The organism is Frankia sp. Allo2, from assembly GCF_000733325.1.
GTDB classification, from domain to species: Bacteria; Actinomycetota; Actinomycetes; order Frankiales; family Frankiaceae; genus Frankia; species Frankia casuarinae.
Map to the genome: position 1 here is coordinate 22,485 of NZ_JPHT01000001.1, position 18,584 is coordinate 41,068.

The following is an 18,584-nucleotide window of genomic DNA, read 5'->3' on the forward strand; positions in this document are numbered from 1 at the left end:
CTTCGGGTCTACCCGAAACATCGTGGCAACCTCGGCGGGCGTCAGCAGCGGCTCAGCGTCTGGCGTTCGTGTCGTCATTGCGTTGGCCTCCCGTCACAGAGCGTCGCTCCGTCCCATACAGATCGTGCATCCTTCGGGGGCATTTCGGACATGGCACGTCAGGACCATCTACTGACTAGTCACAGCTCGTCCGACGCGGGCGGCAACTCTCAGTTAACAGAATGCGCCGATCAGCTCGCGGATTCCCGTGCCTGCAAGGGCCTCCACCTCATCAGGACTCGTTCGTAGGCTTCGACCGCTAGGTCTGTTCGCCCACGGCGTAACGCACTGACAGCCTCGACGATGTCCTCTACAGAGTTGTCGCGCCGAAGCATGTCATCGTCCAGCAGGTCAACTAGCCCGTCGTAGTCCAGTTCGACCCTGCTCTGCGGATGGAAGGACCCCAGCCAACGGGCCAGCTCGCCGACGCCCTCGACTCCTGGGGCGTCCGGAGAGCTCGCCCGCAGCGCCTCCACCGCCTCCACCGCCCGGCCCGCCCGCCGTCTGGCGAGGCTCATCGTGGTGCGGTAGATCATGGACCGCTCGGCAGTGTCCCCCGTGACCAGGGACCGTTCGGCCGGGTCGAAGAGCAGGAACCACGGCGGTGGCACCATCCAGGTACAGGTCTGCACGTGGACCTTGAGCGCGGGGCGGCGGGCCTTCCACCGGTCCAGCTCGACCTCGGCCGGCTCGATGATCCGCCGTGGCAGGAACGCCTCCGCGACGCGGTCGGGCATCAGGCCGCGGAACTCGAGCGCCGCCTGCCACACCCGCAGCTGGGTCGACCACGGACAGACGAACATCAGACCGTCGATCCACTGGACGAAGGCCGACTCGTCGGCGACGTCAAGGGTGGGATGGACGGTCGCGACCAGCGCCAGGACCCGCTCCCGGCGGGTCCCGGCCCGGCGCGAAGGCGGCCCCGCGGCGGCGTAACGCTGCCAGCGGCCACGTTCGGCCGCGGGAAAGGCAGCGAGCGGTTCGTACACCCGCAGATACGCCGCGGGGGAGACGACGGGCACCTCAGGACCCACTTACCGCGCGCGATCCGACCGACGACACCCACGCGGATGCCCTGGATCCTGGCATGCCTCGATCCTGGCACGTCCACACACAAGCCGTCCGGCCTACCGGCGCCGTAGGGTTCGCCAGGACACGATCTGCGGGCCCTGGGCGCGGCGCGGGGTGGTTGGCCCGGCGCGCGGGATCAGGGCGGTGGGGGCCACGGGCCCCACGGAGGCCCCCAGAAGGCCCCCAGAAGGCCCCGAGGAGAGAGGTGCGCCATGTCGTCCCTGTTCAGCGCCGTTTGTGACCATGAGCAGGTGCTGTTGTGCTCGGACCGTCCCTCGGGTCTTCACGCGATCATCGCCATCTACTCGACGGCGCTGGGGCCGTCGCTGGGCGGTACCCGCTTCCACCCCTACGCCGACGAGGAAGTCGCGTTGGCGGACGCCCTCGCCCTGTCCCGGGCGATGGCCTACAAGGCCGCCTGCGCCGGGCTGGACCTCGGCGGCGGCAAGGCCGTCATCATCGGTGATCCGGCCGTCGCGAAGTCGGAGCCACTGCTGCGCGCCTTCGGCCGCCATGTCGCATCACTGGGCGGCCGATACATCACCGCTTGCGACGTCGGTACCTATGTGGCGGACATGGACGTCATCGCCCGGGAAACCCGGTGGGTAACCGGACGGTCACCGGCGCACGGCGGTTCGGGCGACTCCGGCGTGCTGACCGCCTACGGGGTCTTCGAGGGCATGCGCGCCGCCGCCCGGCACCGGTGGGGAACGCCGAGCCTGGCGGGGCGCCGCGTCGCGGTCTCGGGAGTCGGCAAGGTCGGGCGGCGGCTCGTCGGGCATCTCCTCGACAGCGGCGCCTCGGTGGTCGCGGGCGACGTGGACCCGGTGGCCCTGGCCCGGCTGCGGGTGGAGTTCCCGGCGGCCGAGACCGTGCCGGACCCGGACGATCTGCTCGACCTCGACATCGACGTGTACGCCCCCTGCGCGCTGGGCGGAGCGCTGAGCGCGGAGACCGTCCGCCGGCTGCGAGCCGGCGTCGTCTGCGGCGGCGCCAACAACCAGCTCGCGCAGCCCGAGGTCGGGCGGCAGCTCGCCGACGCCGGAGTCCTGTACGCCCCCGACTTCGTGGTCAACGCCGGCGGCCTGATCCAGGTCGCGGACGAGATCGAGGGCTACTCGCCGGAGCGGGCCCGGGCCAGGGCCGCGCAGATCTTCGACACCACCTCGGAGGTGTTCCGCCTCGCCGAGGCCGAGGAGGTGACCCCGACCGAGGCCGCGGAGCGGCTCGCCGAACGCCGCATGACCGACGTGGGACGCCTGCGGGGGATCCTGCTGCCCTGACGCCGACCGCGGATGGGGCGAGACGCACCGTGAGGCGAGGCACACCGTGAGGCGAGGCACACCGTGAGGCGAGGCACACCGTGAGGCGAGGCACGATCACCCGCCCGGCGGAGGCCTGAACGTCAATGGGAACAGGTGACGGTGATCACATCCAGGCCCCGTCAAACGGGCCGCCGACGGCGGGGACGAGCGGATATCCCCGATCGAACCCACCGGACAAGCGGGTTCATACACCGTTTCCGATCGCGGACACCTTGTCCGGGGACAGGCAACTGTCGGGTTGGCGTGCCGAGAAGCCTCCGGTCCCTGTAGTCTCGGGAAGCACGAGACAGTGAGAGCACCGGGGCGGGTCCCCGTCGTCATGTTCGAGGGGGTCGAGCCATGGGGCGCGGCCGAGCTAAGGCCAAGCAGACGAAAGTCGCCCGCGAGCTCAAGTACAACTCGCCCACTATGGATCTCGACCGATTGAAGGCGGATCTGGGCGCGGGCTCGACGCGCGAGAACAACAACGACGACTCGTACGTAGATGACGACTACGGATACGACGCCTACGCAGACGACGAGGACGATCGACGTTCCTCCCGCTGACAGCGTCGCTTCGGTAGTCGCTCACCGCGGCAGGCTCACCGCGGTGGTCGTCGCCGACGGTGGTCGTCCGGGCTCAGGCCCGGGCTCCCACCGCCATAACGTGCTGCCGTGATGTTGGCCGCGCTGCATGCTTCTTCGCCAGTTCACTCCTGATCAGCCCAGGCTGCCCGGACAGGTTGCCCAACCTGCCCGGAGGGGCTGCCCTGCCCGGACGTGCTGTCCCGGACGTGCTGTCCCGGACGTGCTGTCCCGGACGGGCCGCCTCAGCGTGGATGCCGGCCGGCGAGCCGGGCCCTGGCCACGCCGGCTGGCTCCGGAGCGTCCGCCGTGCCGACCTCCCCTGCCACCCAGGCCGGCACGTCCCGCGCGGCGAGCAGCGCGAGAGCGTCGGCGACCGCGGTGGCCGGCAAGACCGCCACCATGCCGACTCCCTGGTTGAAGGTGGCTTCCATGTCCGCCTGGGTCACCTCGCCGCGCTCGGCGAGCAGACCGAAGATCGGGGGCACTGACCACGACGCCNGGTCCACCGTGGCCAGCAGGCCCGGCGGGATGACCCGGGCGAGGTTCGCCGCGAGACCGCCGCCGGTGATGTGGGCGAAGGTGTGCACCTCGACAGCCGCGGCCAGCGCCAGGCAGTCCCGAGCATAGATGCGGGTCGGAACCAGCAGGGACGTGCCCAGCGTGCCCCCCAGGGACGGGACGTATGCCTCCAGATCCTCCCGCGCGGTCTCGGGAATCCCACCGGGCTGGCCAGAATCGACAGGACCGAACAAGATATGCCGTACGAGCGAGAAGCCGTTGGAGTGGATGCCGGATGATGCCATCGCGACCACCACGTCCCCGGGCCGGACTCGCTCCGGCCCGAGCACGTCGTCGGCCTCCACGACCCCGACCCCCGTCGCGGCCAGGTCGTAGTCGTCGCTACCCATGAGCCCGGGGTGCTCGGCGGTCTCCCCGCCGACCAGCGCCGCCCCCGCCTGCTCGCAGCCGGTTGCGATGCCGGAGACGATCTCGGCCACGCGCGCGGGGACCAGGGAGCCGCACGCGATGTAGTCGAGCAGGAACAGCGGCTCCGCGCCGCACACCACGAGGTCGTCGACAACCATGGCGACCAGATCAATGCCCACGGTGTCGTGCGTGTCCAGGGCCCGGGCAACGGCAATCTTGGTGCCCACACCGTCGGTCGACGAGGCGAGCAGCGGCCGACGGTACCGCGCCGTATCCAGCGCGAACAGGCCGGCGAATCCGCCGAGCGAACCGACGACCTCGGGCCGGANCGCGCGCGCGACGTGACCGCGCATCAGCTCGACGGCACGCTCGCCCGCGGCCACGTTGACCCCGGCCGCCCGGTACGAGTTCAATCCACCGCTCATGCGGGCCTCACCCCGGCCGGCTCGGGCTCGGACTCAAGATCGGGCTCGGGCTCAGGCTCGGCGTCGTGGTTGTCCGGGGAGGGATCGGCACCGTTCATGCCCAGCGTCACGCCGCGCCGCAACGCCTCGGCGATCATGTCCTCGGTGGTCTCCGCGCCGCCCGTCGCCTCCAGCCGATGCTTGCCGAGCTTGTCGGAATCGTTCAGCGGAACCGGGTACACGCCGTCGAAGCAGGCCCGGCAGAGCGTGCCGGCCGGTTGGCGGGAGGCCTCGACGAGGCCCTCCAACGAGACGNAGGCCAGCGAGTCGGCCCCGAGAGAGGCTCTGATCTCCTCGATGCCCGCCTCACTGGCGATCAGCTCGGCGCGGGTCGCGAAGTCGATGCCGTAGAAGCAGGGCCACCGTACCGGCGGCGAGGAGATCCGGATGTGGACCTCGGCGGCGCCGGCCTCCCGCAGCATGCGCACCAGCGCGCGCTGCGTGTTGCCGCGGACGATCGAGTCGTCCACCACGACGAGGCGACGCCCCTCGATCACATCCCGCAGGGGGTTCAGCTTGAGCCGGATCCCGCGCTGCCGAATCGTCTGCGAGGGCTGGATGAAGGTGCGCCCGACGTAGGAGTTCTTGACCAGGCCCTCACCGAACGGGATACCCGACTCCTCCGCGTAGCCGACCGCGGCGGGTACCCCGGACTGCGGCACGGGGATGACCAGGTCGGCCTCCACCGGCGCCTCGCGGGCCAGCTGCCGGCCAACATCGACCCGGGTGGCGTGCACGGAACGTCCGGCGATCGACGTGTCCGGGCGGGCGAGATAGACGTACTCGAACAGGCAGCCGTGCGGATCGGGCCGGGCGAACGTGCGCGAACGCACCCCCTCGGCGTCGATGACGACCAGCTCGCCGGGAACGATCTCCCGTACGAGGGTGGCGCCGACGATGTCGAGGGCGGCCGTCTCGCTGGCGATGATCCACGCGCCGTCGGGATGGCCGTCGAGCCGGCCGAGCACGAGCGGGTGGATCCCGTGCGCGTCCCGGGCGGCATACAGCGTCGAGGCGTCCGAGAAGACCAGCGAGAAGGCCCCGGTCAGGCGGGGCAGCACGTCCATCGCCGCGTCGACGAGGGTCGGGCCGGGATGGTCGGCGAGCATGGCGGTGATGAGGTCCGAGTCGGTGGTCGCCCGCAGGCGGTCCCGCTCCGCGCCGAGCGTCCGCGCGAGCTCGACGATGTTGGTGAGGTTGCCGTTGTGCCCGAGCGCGATGGGGCCGCCGAAGCGGGCGGTGCGGTACGACGGCTGGGCGTTCTCCCAGGTGGAGGAGCCCGTCGTCGAGTACCGGGTGTGACCGACCGCCACATGGCCGCTCAGGCTGGACAGGGTGACCTCGTCGAAGACCTGAGCGACAAGCCCCAGTTCCTTGAAGACCACCACGGTCCGACCGTCCCCGACCGCGATGCCGGCAGCCTCCTGCCCGCGGTGCTGCAGCGCGTACAGACCGTAGTAGGCCAGGTTCGCCACGTCCTCACCGGGCGCCCACACCCCGAACACACCGCAGGCGTCACGCGGCCCCGGCTCGTCGGAGAGGTCTGATTCCCATCCGGGGGTGGCGCCGAAGCGGGGTGCGACGTCTGGCACCAGGACTCCTCGACAGGTCAGGGACACCGAAGAATGCGGACGATCTCGCGCGGGACCATGCGGGACCACAGAGGTGCCGGGCTCGTCCGCTGACGTGCCGAGACGTGCCGAGACGCGCCGACCACTCCGACCACCGCCTCACCCCGGCAGCTACCTTCCACCACGCTAGCAGTGAGGACGCGCATCGGCCGTTGTGCGCGCATGCCCGGACGGACCAGATCGTCCCTGGTAGATCATCCGGACCAGCCAACCCGCATCTACAGGAGGGGCAGGTAGGAACTGAGGTCGGCGCGCTCGCCGCTGGCCGCGACCCGGCCGTCGGCCACCGCCTCGGCCCACGGCAGGCGGCCCGCGCACAGCAGGACGAAGGCGACGGGTTCGGCCTCGACGACATTCGGCGGTGTGCCCCGGGTATGGCGTGGACCCTCGACGATCTGCACGGCTGTGAACGGCGGCACCCGCAGTTCCACCGAGCGTCCGGGTGCCCGCTCGGCGAACATCTCCGCGAACACCTTCGTCGCCGCCCTGAGCGCATCCCGGACCGGCGTGACGCCTAGATCGAGGCCGTGCACCACCGCCTCGACCGCTCGGGTGCGCAGGAACTCCGCCAGTCGCATTGGGCCGCCCGGCGTCGGGACCACCGCTTCCTGAGTCACCGCGGCCATGGCGGCCACCGCGGCCGACACCTCGCCGGCCAGCCGGCCTCTGATCTCGGCCGGCCCACGGTTCGCCGCCAGCGAGCGGGCGGTGTCCGCGACGGCCTCCGTCCGGGTTCCGGCGCCCGTCAGGTAGCCGCTCGCGGTGACGAGATCCCTCGCCGTGACGAGATCCGTCGTGCGCCGGGACGCCGGGACCGCGGGGGCCAGGGCCTCGGTGAGCGCGGACGCGGAGCGGGAGACGTGCAGGACGAGGTCGCCGACCGTCCAGCCGGGCAGCGGACTCGGCACCCCGAGGGCCCCGTCGGGCAGGACACTCACCGCATCGACGATCCGCTGCCACTGGTCCGCCAACGTCGCGGCCAGCTCGGTACCGGTCGCCCTGGGATCCTGGCGGCGTCCGCGGGGTGGCACCCCTCCATCCTGCCCGGCGCCGCGTCCCGGCCGGATAGCCTACCTGCCAGATACCACCAGGCACCACCCGATAACATCTAGTACAAACCGGTACAAACCGGTACGCGGTTATATCCGGCTGTCCGCGCGCGCCGGTGTGCCGGACCCGATCCCCCGCCCTGCCGGGCAGGAAGACGAGTATGGACGGGTGCCAGTGACGATCCCGCGCGCTCCCGCCGACGAGTACGCAACCGCCGCGATCCGGCAGCGGGTTCTTGACGCCTGGGCCGCCTCCCCGGCCCGCTTCCGGGAAGACGCCAATGCCGAGGAGGACGCGGCTCTCGGCGCCTACCGCGACCGCCTCGTCGTCGAACTTGTGCAGAACGCGGTCGACGCCGCGCGTGAGGCCGGCGTCCCGGCCCGGGTGTACCTGCGGCTGCGCACCTCCGCTTCGGAGTCGGATGCTCCGGATGCTTCGAAGACCGGCGCCGGTCCCGGGGGCCTGCTGGAGATCGCCAACACGGGGGCACCGCTGAGCCCGGCGGGGGTGGAGGCGCTGTCGACCCTGCGTGCCTCGGCGAAACGGGACACCACGTCGGTAGGGCGGTTCGGCGCCGGGTTCGCCGCAGTGCTCGCGGTGAGCGACGATCCCTCGATCGTCTCCCGGTCCCGCCCGGGCGGGGGGGCGTCCGGAGTCACCTGGTCGAAGAGCAGGGTGATCAAGGCCGTGACGGCCGCGGGGGTGGGCTGCGCCGGCACCACGACGCCGGCGCCGGGCCTGACCGAAGAACTGGCCCGGCGCGACGGGGCGGTACCCATCCTCCGGCTGCCATTCGATCTTCCCGCGCCGCCCGCACCGCCGGACGGGTACGACACCGTGATCCGCCTCCCGCTGCGGGACGTCGCGGCGGCCACGGCGGCCCGGGATCTGCTGGCCGGGCTCGATCCGACCCTGCCGCTCGTCCTCGGCGGTCCCAGCGAGATCGTGGTTGACGTCGACGGAGCCGTTCGGACGATCACCTGTCGATGGATCCGCGGGGGCGGCTCATCCCAGCCCGCGCCGGGCGTGACGGCGACCCGCGTGGAGATCGCCGATCTCGACGGCGAGCGCTGGCGCGGCATCGCCCGTAGCGGCGTGATCCCGGCCAACCTGCTGGCCGACCGCCCGGTAGAGGAGCGCGGCCGGAACCGCTTCACCGCCCGGGTCATGGTCCGCGACGGCGGATGGCCCGAGGGCGTCGCCCGGGTCGTGCGGGCACCTCAGCCGACGGACGAACCGATCTCGCTGCCGATCCTGGCGAGCGTCGAGCTGCCACTGGATCCCTCGCGTCGACACACGGTATCGGGTCCGTTACGAGACTGGCTCACCGATCAGCTGAGCGCGGCCACCGTGGCGCTGGCCGAATACCTGGGCGCCGGCAGGAACCCAGACGCCGGCAGGAACCCAGACGCCGGCAGGAACCCAGACGCCGGCAGGGACCCAGCCGAGACACCCGGCGACCCGCTGGCCGCGCTGGCCCTCGTGCCGACGGGGCTGCCGGTGGGCGAAGTCGACGGCAGGCTACGGGACGTGCTGACCCGACTTCTCCCGGACGCGGCGATGCTGCCCGCCGGTCTGCGTGGCCGGGACTGTTCCGTCTGCGATCTCGGCCCCGCGACCGATGCGGTCACCGAGCTGCTGCGCTCCTGCGGAGCCGACCCGGCCGAGGCCTGGACCGAGGCCGACCCGGCCGAGATCGCCGGCACGGACGGGGCGGGTCCGGATAGCGACGACACCGTCGCGGCGAAGGTCGATGGGCAGGTTCCCGGCCTGCTCCCGGCGGCCTATGCGGCCCGCCGGTGGCGTACCGCACTCTCCGCCCTGGGCGTTCGACGGGTGGACAGCGCCGCCCTAGTCGAGCTGCTCTCNGGGGTNCCCCGCCCGCCACACTGGTGGGGACGTCTCTATCCGCTCCTGGTCGGGGCGCCGGACCGGGATGCGCTCGGCGCGCTTCCGGTACCGGTCACGGAGGTTCCCGCGCCCTGGGAGGACACCGAGCCGCGCGGGGCAGCCGGGTCCAGCGCCTTGCGGACGCGGATGGTCACCGGTCCGCGTGGGACCCTGCTGCCCACCGCCGACCTCGACATCGTCGCGCTGGCCCGATCGGGGCTGCCGCTGCGGGTCGTGCATCCCGACGCCTGCGCCCAGGACGCGGCGCGGGATGCCCTGCGCACCCTCGGCGCGCTTGAGGGCACTCCAGCNGGTGTCCTAAGGGATGCGGCGGTACGCGAGGCGGTCCTGGACGCCGATCCGGAGGACGATCCCGATGATCTCACCGCCCTGGCGAACGCGGTGCTGGCGCTGGTCCGGGACGCGGGCGAGGAGTCCGCGGCCGACCTGAGCTGGCTCGACGAGCTGCTGCTGCCGGACGGCGACGGTGACTTCACCCCGGCCGGCGAGCTGCTGATCCAGGGAGGCCCCCTGGATCGGGTGCTCGCCGAGGACGCGCCCTTCGGCACCCTGAGCGCCGAGGTCGCGCGGGCCTGGCCCGCCGAGGTACTGGCGAAGGTCGGTGTGCTGCGCACCTTCGGGGTGTTGCACGCCCACGACCTGCCGTTGGATCCCGACGAGCAGATCCTGCTTGACCTCGACGACAGCGACATCTGGGTTGACGACGTCGCGGCGGACGACCACGGCGCGCCGGGCGGCTCGGCGAACCTGCGTCGGCCGCCTCCCGGCGGGCCNCCGGCNCCCGCCATGATCGGGGTGTTCGCGGCGGTACGCGACCTCGAACTCGTCGACCGGACCGCCTGGCCCGAGGCGCTCGCCGAGCTCGCCCGACCACCGTTGCGGGACATCGTGTTCGCCCCCGAGCCGTCCTATACGCGCTGGTGGCTGGCGCGGCACGCGGTGCTGCCCGTCGGTGGCGACGGCCGGGTGCCCCGCTCCGCGGAACACCCGGCGGAGCGCTCCGCGGAACACCCGGCGCACCGGGACAGCAGGGTTCTGCCTCCGGGCGAGCTCGTCCTACCCGACGCGGACCCCCTGCTCACCGGGCTGTTCGCGCCGGCGGCACCGCTCCCGGGGGTCGACGACGAGTTCCTGCGCCACCTCGGCTGCCGGCTGACGCTGGAGGACGTCCTCGGCGACCTGGGCGCGGTGATGGACCTGCTCGACCGGCTGGGCGACGTTGACCGGGACGTGCCGTGGCCCGCGGCTCGCACGCTGTACATCGCCGCGGTCGACGCGGTGGCCCGGGTCCTGACGGCGCCGGACGGTTCCGCCCACGACGGGCGGTTCGACCCGCCGCTGACCGTCCGCACCCCGGACGGCGTCCGGGCCTGCGCCGACGTCGTCGTGGTGGACGCACCGGACATGCTGGGGCTGCTCGGCGCGGACCGCTTCGGGCTGCGTCTCCCGCTGGACCGGGCGGCCGAGGTGGCCCACGTCCTCGGCGTGCGCCTCACCGCCGAGGCGGGCACCTGCGAGATCGCCTCGGCGGGCCCCGGCGAGGCCCGGCAGGCACCGGACGGCACACCGTACCGGGTTCACGACCCGCTGCTGGTCGAGGATCTCGCCGGCAGGCCAACCCGGGTGCCCTGGCGGGTACTCGGCGGGATCGGCGGCGAGATCCACGTGGATGCCGAGGCCGGCTCGGACGCGCTCGCGCGGGCCCTGGCCTGGCGCGGCGGGCAGTGGGACCGGCGGCATGCGCTGGCCGCGGCGCTGCGCGACCCCGACGGTGCCGCCTTCCGAGCCGCGGAGGACGACCTCGACGAGACCTGAGCCGCGCCGCTGGGTTCCGGTCGCCGGACTATCGATCCGCGTGGTCAGGGTTTCCCCGCGCCCGCAGCCGGTTGCGGCGGCGGATCACGATCCACAGGCCGGCGAGCCCGAGGACGAAGCCGCAGATCGCCGTCGCGAACCACCAGAGCCGGCCGTCGCCCCGCAGCTCGTCGAGGAAGAACGCCATGACCAGCGCGGCGATGGCCCACAGCACGGTTCCCACCGCGACGGAGGCGACCCCGTCGTAGGGCAACGGTTCGGGCGCGGACGGGCGGGTTGTCGCGGCGGGCTCGCCGCCCTCCGGGACGGGCGGTACCTCGGGGGCGTGCGCACCACCCGTGGAATCGCTGCTTGCTGAGACGCTCATCCCGCTCGACGCTACCCTCTCGGCTCGCGGCCGGGCTGCTCGCGGCCGGGATGATAGTCAGGAGTCGTCCGCCGGTTCGACGAGCCACTCGTCGAACCGGCGTCTCGTCACGTCGCTCAGCAGGGCGATATCGGAACGGAACCCGTCCCGCAGCCGGGCCCCGATCGCCGGATCCAGCCGGGGGGCCGGGAAGGCCGGCACGGACGGGGGCGTCGGCACGGACGTCCCGGGTGGCCCGGGACGGCCTCGGCGCTCGACCCCCAGCTTGACCCCCAGCTTGACCCCCAGGAAACCGTGGGCCCGTCGAATGACGGCGGCGGGATCCCCGATCAGATCGCGGTGCGCCGTCAGGAGTACCTGCTCGCGGGGGAACAGCGTGAACAGCCGCTGCAGCTGCGTGCCGTACCTGCCCAGGGCCAGGTAGCGCCACGGCCATGGCCAGCACGCGGCCGTCCGGGCGGCCTCGGCGGCCACGGCACGTTCGAAATCGTCGAGGTCCTCAAGACCGGCCAGCCGCATCCGGACCCAGTTCGCATAGGCCCGCTCCACCGGATCACGAAGAACGACGATGAGCTTCGCGTAGGGAAGCAGTTCGTGAATATGCCGCAGCGCCGTGAAGTCGGCGAGATAGTACGGGGTGCTCTCGCCGCGCNCCGCNCCCGCCGGAGCCGCGTCGAACAGCGCCTCGTAGTCGGATCGCCGACGGACAGGTGATCGCTCGCCCGGCCCGGCGCGAGCCACACAGCCCGGACGACCGGCACTCCCGCCGGCTTTGTCCCAAACGGAACAGACGACGCCGGCCCGGCCTGCCGTGGTGACGTCGAGCCCGCTTTCCAGGATGCGCCCGGCCAGGAAGTACCCCGGTTGCGGGATCTCGGACATGAAGACGGATCGATGGCGGCCGAGTTCCTCGTGCAGGACCTCCGTACCCGCGTCGGGAGCACCGATCACGAAGAAATCAGGCAGAGCCACGGCATCTCCTGTTCCTGACGTCCCCGGCCGCGGTTCCTGGAACAGTCCGTGAGTATATTCACGCTTCTCCATCGGGAAGATGGATATCCCGGGACCTCCACGGCCGGCGTCATGCACCACGGATTCCACCGAAAGACCAAGAGGTGAGATAAGTCATACTTTTCAATGCTTGGCGACCACCGGAGCAGTGTGCTTCCGTTGCTCTTGTGTTGAAGCGGCTGATCCTGGTCACCCGGGGCCACATTGATCTGCTCCGCGTTGCCTCGGCCGCCTGTCCGGCGGCCTGACGGGCAGCCGCCTACCTCCCGCACGGCGCTTCACGAAGCGTCAGTCGGTCCGGACGCCGCACCAGGGCACGCCACCGTCTGTCAACCGACGTTGCCTCGTCTCGCGCGAACCGGCAAGCATCGCCAGGAAAGCCCCACCGGGCAGCGTCATCGCTGGTAGCTGCACATGCCGACCTCCCCCGAACAACATCGGCCCCGCCCTCCCCCGCCGCCGCCGGTGAGAGACACCGCCACCATCTTCGCGCCACCGCGCCGCGTACCCGGCGGACCCACCGGCCAGAACGCTGACACGTCGACGGCATCTCGCCGCCCACCCGATCTTCGGTGACCGAGAGAAACCTGACCGAAAGGCCAGCAATGCCCCCGCAGACGACCGTCCTCCCGTACCGGACGCCCCACACCGCGCCCTCCCGTGCGGCGTCCGTTCCGGCGGCGTCCCTTCCACGACCGTCCCGGCCGAGACCGTCCCTGCCGAGACCGTCCCTGCCCGCGACGGCGCCCACGCACACGCCCGACGCCGGCCTCCGGACCGGCCAGTGGGAGATCGCGCCGCCGCCCCAGCGCGGGGTGTGGGTCGACCGCACCGCCTGGCTCGCCACCGTTGACGGCCGGACCCTGCAGCTGACCTACCTGGAGTTCGAGGTACTGGACTTCTTCGTCCGCCATCCCGGGCAGGCGTACAGCCGGGAGGCACTGCTCTGCTCGGTCTGGGGCCATCAGGTCGACGACGAGTCGGCTCCCGACATCCGCACGGTGGATGTCCTGGTGACGCGGCTGCGGCGCAAGCTCGGCCCGGAGCACCGGGACCGCATCGAGACCATCCGCCGCGTGGGCTACCGCTACCGCCCGGCGGATCCCTCGACCGACGGTTGACCGCCGACGAGGTCCCAGACCGTCTCCGCCCGGTAGGTGGGGGATGATCCGGACTCGCCGCCGCCCGAGCTGCTCATCAGGATGAGCCGCTCGACGCTCCAGGGCAGCGGTGGGACATCGGCACGCAACAGCTCGACGAGCGGTTCCAGTGCTCGCCCGCGTCCGTTCGGCACCCGGGCGAGTGTCAGATGTGCGCGCAACGGACGGGTGTTCCGGCGGGCCGCCCCGGCACGCTCGGCGGCCCGCCGGACCCCGACCGCCAGCGCCGTCAGGCGTGGGCTGGCTCGCGAGCCTGCCACGTCACCGGCGGCCGCGGCGGCGGCCGCGGCAATGCCGTCGACGGATGCGTCCGCGGTCACCGGCGGTGGCTGCCGCACCGCGGTCCACAGCACCCGATCGCCGAACCGTCCGCCGCCGACCGTCTCGACGGCGAACGGGCCGTGCCGGCGTGCCACCCGCGCCAGTCTCACGCCGAGCTCGGCGCGCCGGTCGTCCGGCACCGGCCCGAGGAAGGCGAACGTGACGTGCCACTGGTCCGGCGTGGTCCAGCGCAGATCCGCCGCCGCGGCGCGCGTCCTGCGCACGGCCGCGAGCAGCGCCTCGGCGACCTCGGGGGGTGGGACGGCCGCCACGAACAGTCTGGTTGCCAGCTCAACCTCCCTGGAACGACAGGCTCCCTCTCCCTGGGACGAGACGACAGTCTCCCTGGGACGAGACGAACAGTGCGGCACGGACCTGCTCCGGGCTCGGATGGCGAGCGCTCGGCCTCCGATCGGTTCTCGGCGACAATCGGGTTGACCGGCGACCCTCGCCACCGGACGGGGAGCACTATCAATGCTGTGACGACGCTCCCCGATCTGGTGCCGCCGCGCGATCCCGCCCTTTCTCAGGCCTGGCGGGAGCTGCGGCGCGTCGTGCGTCGGCGGCAGCCGGACCTGCCCCTCGCGATGGCCCTGGTCACCGACGGCTCGGACAGCACTACCGCCGAGGTGCTGCGCGATGCCGGGGTCGACGTCGTCGGTCTCCTCGCCCCGGAGCCGCTGGAGTCCCTGGCCTGGGCCGCCGAGGCGGGTGTCCGACGGGCGTACGCCGATCTGCTCACCTTGCTCTCGGACGACATCGAGGCGGTCTGCGTGGAGATGCCGCCGCCCGCCTCCGACATCGTCGCCCGGCAAGCGGCCGAGATCGGCCTGCACGTGCTCCTGGCCGGGCCGGCGACCGTCGAGGCCGAGGCCCTGCGCGCGGTCGCCGACCTCGCCGAGGAGGGTGATCTCGCCCACGTGGTCGCGCTCGACGGGCGGGCCTGGCCGGCTGCCACCCACGTCGCGGCGACCGTTCCCTCCCTGGGCCGGCTCACCCAGATGACCGTGGTGGGCGCGCCGAACGGGCCCGCCGGGCGAGTCGAGATCATCGATCTGGCGATGCGCTGGTGCGGCGAGATCCTCGCGGTCTGCGCCGATCCGGCCGCGATGCCCGCCCCGGCGCTCACCCCGGACGCACCGGTGACGCTGGCCCTGCTGGCGGCGAGCGGCGCGACGGTCCTGATCAACGAGCAGATGGGCGGGAACCTCGGCACAGCCACCCTCACGGTATGCGGCGACTCCGGACGCATCGTCGTCCGGGGCCGTCTGGTCCGCCGCCAGGACGGCAGCGGCATCCGGGATCTGATGATGCCGACCGTGCCGACCTCCCGGCCGGGGCTGATGGAGGCCACCTACGACGTGGTGCGTGCCACCGAACTCGACGACGCCCGGCTGGTCCGCGGCGCCACCTTCCACGACCTGCTCACCGCGAACCACCTGATGGCCGCCGCGCAGACCTCCCATCAGCAGGGCGGTTGGGTGGAGCTCTGAACGGCGGTCGGAACGATGCTCGGATCGGCGGGNAGCCTACGAGCCGGCAAGCGCGTCCAGGATCGGTGCGGCGCGGTTCAGCGCGGCGATCTCCTCGAGTGAGAGCTCGGCCAGCCGATCGGTCAGCCATTCGTCCCGGCGCCGACGGTCGTCCTCGAGCAGGGCTCGACCCGCCTCGGTCACCTCGGCGATCACCTGACGGCCGTCGGTGGGATGCGGCCGGCGCTCGACGAGCCCGGTGACGGCCAGATGCGCGATCACCCGGGTCATCGACGGCGGCTGGACGCGCTCGTGGGCGGCGATCTCCCCGAGCGTCATGGGGCCGTGCCGCTCCAGCGTGGCAAGCGCGGAGGTCTGCGTGGGGGTGAGCCGGCTCGACCGCTCCTGGCGCATGCGCCGGGAAAGCCGCATCACCGACAGGCGCAGCGCGGACGCGAGTTCGGCCTCACGTGCCGTCTCGGTCTCCATCTCACGACGGTACTCGTTAGCGACACTCAGAAACGAATGACATTCTGGTGAACCGCCGAAAACAGCAGGAGGTGGGCCGGCCACCCCCCAGCGGCAGCCGACCCACCACCACAGGCGGCCTCTCGCGAGCTCCGGCCCCGAAGGCTCGACCCCGAAGGCTCGACCCCGAAGACCCGGCCCCGAAGGCCCGGTCCCCGAGGGACACCGACCCGTTTCTCCCAGCCTCCACCTTCGATGCCACCGCTGGCTTCGGGGGCAGCTCCAGAGTTCTTCGGGGGGTTGCCGCCGGGAGATTAGGGGGGAACCCTCGAAACCCCCGGTCGCCATGTGCGACGCTTGTTCGGTGAGATTCCGGCTACATACGGTGGATTGAGGTGCCTCATCCGCGTGTACCCCGCCGGCTGGCCGCCTGCGCCGCCCGCCACCGCTCATGGTGCTTCGGCATCGGGGGTGTGGCCACCACGGCCGGAACGGTCGCCTGCCAGTGGCCGGCATTCTCCGACAACCCGGTGACGGCGGGCATCAACGTCTCGGTGGCGCTCACCTTCGTCCTCACCGGAGTGCTGCTGAACGGTGAGGACGCGTTGGGCAGCGCCACCGGAGCCATGATCTTCAGTGGTCTGCTGTGGGCACTGACCTGGACCGTGGCGTGGGACGAGGGTCCGTCGGCTTTCATCTCCACGTTCGCCTACACGCATTTCTGGGTCTGTCTCGGCTGGGGCGCGCTGCGATATCCGGTCGGGCGACTGCAGAGCAACCGCGAGCGCGCCCTGCTGGCGAGCGCCGTCCTCCTCATCCCGGTGGCAAACCTGGGACTGGTCGGCATCTCCGNCCCGACCTGGTTCGGATATTCCCGAAATGTCTGGTGGTATGGCTCGCCGATCGACCGGGATGCCTTCGAGGAGATCATCTGGGTCCTCGACAGCCTGACCCTCGTGCTGGCCGCGGCCTTTTTTTGGGTCGTCCGCGTGCGGCTGCGCCGCTACTCCGCGCTCGACCGCCGGATCTTCGGACCGGTCGCCATCGCGCTGCTGGTCGCGTTCACCCTCGCCGCCACGGTCAACATCTTCGTCTGCAACCCCAGCGGAGCCTACGTCCCGCCGGCCTTCATCCTCATCGCGCTCGCGCTGCTGACCATCCCCCTGGCCTTCGCCGCGGCAGGCGTACGCCGCCAGCTCGCCCGCGCCCGCATCGCCCAGATCCTGGCGACGCTGCCGATGCCACCGACGGTCCCGGCCGTACGGGACATCCTGCGTACGGCTCTGCACGACGACTCCGCCGAGCTCTTCCTATGGATGCCGCAGGAGCGGCGGCACGTCGACGCCGACGGCGCCACGGCCACCCCGCCCCGCCCCGGAGCCGGCCGGCTGCTCGTGCCGGTGACGACCTCGTCGGGCGCGCCACTGGCGCTGATCTCCGCCACCGCCGCCCAGGAGCGCAACCGCGACCTGGTCACGGTCGCCCTGCAGGCCAGCGCCATGGCGCTGGAGAACGCCCGGCTGCACGCCGCCGTGGCCGCGCAGTTGGACGCCGTACGCGCCTCCCGGGCCCGCATCGTGGAGGCCGGCCTGATCGAACGGCGCCGCCTCGAGCGCGATCTGCACGACGGCGTCCAGCAACGGCTGCTGGCCCTCGCCACCAGACTGGGACTCGCCCGGACAAAGACCTCCGACCCCGATACGATCTCTGCCATCGAAGCCGCTCGCGAGGATCTGCATCATGCTCTCCAGGACCTGCGCAGTCTGGCCCGGGGAATCCACCCGGCCATGCTGAGTCAGGGTGGGCTGCGCCCAGCCCTGGAGGTGGTGATCGAGCCCCTCCCCGTCAAGGTCGAGTTCGACATCCCGACCGTCCGGTTCGAGCCGATCCTGGAGGCCGGCGCCTACTACACGATCTGCGAGGCGCTGACGAACACGGTCAAACACGCCGGGGCGGCCCAGGTCCGGGTGACGGTCCGGTGCGTGGACGGCGGCATCCTGATCGAAGTCACCGATGACGGTAAGGGCGGTGCCGTCGTGGTCGAGGGTGGCGGGCTCGCGGGTCTCACGGATCGGGTACGTGCGCTCGGCGGCGACCTGAGCATCGTCAGCCCGTCCGGCGGCGGCACCCGGCTGACTGCGAGCATCCCGTGCGGGTAGCCGTCGCGGACGACTCGGCCCTGTTCCGCGAGGGGCTGGCCATGCTGCTGGCCGCCGCGGGAGTCGAGGTCGTCGCGCAGGCCGGGACTGCGGACGAGATCATCGACCAGCTCGCCGGCAACCGGCCCGACGCCGTCATCCTGGACATCCGGATGCCTCCGACGTTCACCGACGAGGGGCTGATAGCGGCCGAGACGATACGTGCGGCCCATCCCGCGATGGGCATCCTGGTGCTGTCCACGTACGCCGAGACGCCGTACGCGCTGCGGCTGCTGGGCGACGGGGGCGGCGGCATCGGATATCTGCTCAAGGACCGGGTGGACGACATCACCGCGCTGCACGACGCGTTACGCAGGGTGGTCAGCGGCCGGCTCGTCGTCGACGAGGAAGTCATCGCCGGCCTGTTGGCCCATCGCCGGCGGGCCGACGAACTGGAACGCCTCACCGCCAGGGAGCGGGCCGTGCTCCGGCACATGGCCGAGGGACGATCGAACCAGGGCATCGGCGCCAAACTCCATCTGGCGCCGAAGACCGTCGAGAACCACGTAGCCAACGTCTTCACAAAGCTGCGGATGCCGGCCTCCGCGGACGACAACCGTCGGGTGCTGGCCGTGCTCGCCTGGCTCCGAGCCACCGGCGGCGAGGCCGGCGGCGAGGACCGCTCCTCGCTCTGCGAGGAGCGGTCCACCCGGTTGGGCGAGCCGCGGTGACCATCGAAGCGTGATTCCAACCCCGAGCGCAGCCACGGGAGACTCTGTCCCACCGGGGGTGGTGTAGCACACGTGGGACGGAGCTCACCGATCACGGGCATGTGCAGGCACGAACG

The 18,584-nt window shown here is 71.9% G+C and carries 16 protein-coding genes and 1 pseudogene (1 of these 17 only partly in view); 8 read left to right on the forward strand and 9 right to left on the reverse strand.

Annotated features, from left to right (window positions below):
* Positions 1-78, reverse strand: a pseudogene (locus ALLO2_RS23765) (BldC family transcriptional regulator); it reaches 129 nt to the left of the window's first position.
* 152 nt (positions 79-230) lie between these two features.
* Positions 231-1,061 carry a hypothetical protein gene (locus tag ALLO2_RS00115; RefSeq protein WP_011434574.1) on the reverse strand — a complete coding sequence of 277 codons (831 nt, stop codon included), beginning with the start codon at positions 1,059-1,061 and terminating at the stop codon, positions 231-233.
* Positions 1,062-1,322: 261 nt separating this feature from the next.
* Between ALLO2_RS00115 and ALLO2_RS00120 the strand changes: the two genes are divergently transcribed.
* A complete protein-coding gene (locus ALLO2_RS00120) occupies positions 1,323-2,393 on the forward strand; it encodes a Glu/Leu/Phe/Val dehydrogenase (protein ID WP_011434573.1) in 1,071 nt (356 codons plus the stop codon).
* Positions 2,394-2,774: 381 nt separating this feature from the next.
* Positions 2,775-2,981: a DUF3073 domain-containing protein gene (locus tag ALLO2_RS00125; protein ID WP_011434572.1), complete on the forward strand. Its 207-nt coding sequence runs from the start codon at positions 2,775-2,777 to the stop codon at positions 2,979-2,981.
* A gap of 263 nt (positions 2,982-3,244) precedes the next feature.
* Here ALLO2_RS00125 and purM read toward each other — a convergent pair whose 3' ends face one another.
* The 3 genes from purM to ALLO2_RS00140 all read right to left on the reverse strand — a co-directional run bounded on the left by purM (position 3,245) and on the right by ALLO2_RS00140 (position 7,055).
* Complete coding sequence (gene purM, locus ALLO2_RS00130; protein WP_035728973.1) at positions 3,245-4,354, reverse strand: phosphoribosylformylglycinamidine cyclo-ligase; 1,110 nt, start codon at positions 4,352-4,354, stop codon at positions 3,245-3,247.
* Positions 4,351-5,985, reverse strand: coding sequence for an amidophosphoribosyltransferase (purF, locus tag ALLO2_RS00135; RefSeq protein ID WP_035729242.1), 1,635 nt, complete (start codon positions 5,983-5,985; stop codon positions 4,351-4,353). Before purF ends, purM begins: the two co-directional genes overlap by 4 nt.
* A 257-nt stretch (positions 5,986-6,242) precedes the next feature.
* Positions 6,243-7,055 carry a sterol carrier family protein gene (locus ALLO2_RS00140; RefSeq protein ID WP_011434569.1) on the reverse strand — a complete coding sequence of 271 codons (813 nt, stop codon included), beginning with the start codon at positions 7,053-7,055 and terminating at the stop codon, positions 6,243-6,245.
* A gap of 187 nt (positions 7,056-7,242) precedes the next feature.
* On the opposite strand from ALLO2_RS00140, the gene ALLO2_RS00145 reads away from it, so the two are divergent.
* Positions 7,243-10,800, forward strand: coding sequence for a sacsin N-terminal ATP-binding-like domain-containing protein (locus ALLO2_RS00145; protein ID WP_051874750.1), 3,558 nt, complete (start codon positions 7,243-7,245; stop codon positions 10,798-10,800).
* A gap of 28 nt (positions 10,801-10,828) precedes the next feature.
* Here ALLO2_RS00145 and ALLO2_RS00150 read toward each other — a convergent pair whose 3' ends face one another.
* Together ALLO2_RS00150 and ALLO2_RS00155 are read right to left on the reverse strand one after the other, a co-directional pair.
* Positions 10,829-11,167 (reverse strand): DUF2530 domain-containing protein, encoded by a 339-nt coding sequence (locus ALLO2_RS00150; RefSeq protein WP_011434567.1) that lies wholly within the window; start codon positions 11,165-11,167, stop codon positions 10,829-10,831.
* A 57-nt stretch (positions 11,168-11,224) separates the two neighbouring features.
* A complete protein-coding gene (locus tag ALLO2_RS00155; RefSeq protein WP_035728976.1) occupies positions 11,225-12,139 on the reverse strand; it encodes a sulfotransferase in 915 nt (304 codons plus the stop codon).
* Positions 12,140-12,345: 206 nt separating this feature from the next.
* Between ALLO2_RS00155 and ALLO2_RS27990 the strand changes: the two genes are divergently transcribed.
* Positions 12,346-12,426, forward strand: a complete 81-nt coding sequence (locus ALLO2_RS27990) for a putative leader peptide (RefSeq protein ID WP_347272474.1) — start codon at positions 12,346-12,348, stop codon at positions 12,424-12,426.
* Between the two features lie 357 nt (positions 12,427-12,783).
* Entirely contained in the window at positions 12,784-13,299 is a 516-nt protein-coding gene (locus ALLO2_RS00160) for a winged helix-turn-helix domain-containing protein (protein WP_011434565.1), read from the forward strand.
* On the opposite strand, the gene ALLO2_RS00165 is transcribed toward ALLO2_RS00160, so the two are convergent.
* A complete protein-coding gene (locus tag ALLO2_RS00165; RefSeq protein WP_049760797.1) occupies positions 13,266-13,931 on the reverse strand; it encodes a 2'-5' RNA ligase family protein in 666 nt (221 codons plus the stop codon). The genes ALLO2_RS00160 and ALLO2_RS00165 overlap by 34 nt on opposite strands.
* A 207-nt stretch (positions 13,932-14,138) precedes the next feature.
* Here ALLO2_RS00165 and ALLO2_RS00170 point away from each other — a divergent pair, with 207 nt between their 5' ends.
* On the forward strand, positions 14,139-15,152 hold the full coding sequence (locus ALLO2_RS00170) for a Gfo/Idh/MocA family oxidoreductase (protein ID WP_023840617.1): 1,014 nt from the start codon (positions 14,139-14,141) through the stop codon (positions 15,150-15,152).
* 36 nt (positions 15,153-15,188) lie between these two features.
* Here the strand turns inward: ALLO2_RS00170 and ALLO2_RS00175 are convergent, their stop codons facing one another.
* Positions 15,189-15,620 carry a MarR family winged helix-turn-helix transcriptional regulator gene (locus tag ALLO2_RS00175; protein WP_011434562.1) on the reverse strand — a complete coding sequence of 144 codons (432 nt, stop codon included), beginning with the start codon at positions 15,618-15,620 and terminating at the stop codon, positions 15,189-15,191.
* Between the two features lie 374 nt (positions 15,621-15,994).
* On the opposite strand from ALLO2_RS00175, the gene ALLO2_RS00180 reads away from it, so the two are divergent.
* Positions 15,995-17,758, forward strand: a complete 1,764-nt coding sequence (locus tag ALLO2_RS00180; RefSeq protein ID WP_035728977.1) for a histidine kinase — start codon at positions 15,995-15,997, stop codon at positions 17,756-17,758.
* A complete protein-coding gene (locus tag ALLO2_RS00185) occupies positions 17,749-18,468 on the forward strand; it encodes a response regulator transcription factor (protein ID WP_011434560.1) in 720 nt (239 codons plus the stop codon). The genes ALLO2_RS00180 and ALLO2_RS00185 overlap by 10 nt, the downstream gene beginning before the upstream one ends.
* The last annotated feature ends 116 nt before the right edge of the window (positions 18,469-18,584 follow it).

Bases quoted from the DNA above. Each gene is read 5' to 3' on its own strand.
- ALLO2_RS00120 (WP_011434573.1), top strand. From the start codon at position 1,323: ATGTCGTCCCTGTTCAGCGCCGTTTGTGACCATGAGCAGGTGCTGTTG.
- ALLO2_RS00125 (WP_011434572.1), top strand. From the start codon at position 2,775: ATGGGGCGCGGCCGAGCTAAGGCCAAGCAGACGAAAGTCGCCCGCGAG.
- ALLO2_RS00150 (WP_011434567.1), bottom strand. From the start codon at position 11,167: ATGAGCGTCTCAGCAAGCAGCGATTCCACGGGTGGTGCGCACGCCCCC.
- ALLO2_RS00160 (WP_011434565.1), top strand. From the start codon at position 12,784: ATGCCCCCGCAGACGACCGTCCTCCCGTACCGGACGCCCCACACCGCG.
- ALLO2_RS00175 (WP_011434562.1), bottom strand. From the start codon at position 15,620: ATGGAGACCGAGACGGCACGTGAGGCCGAACTCGCGTCCGCGCTGCGC.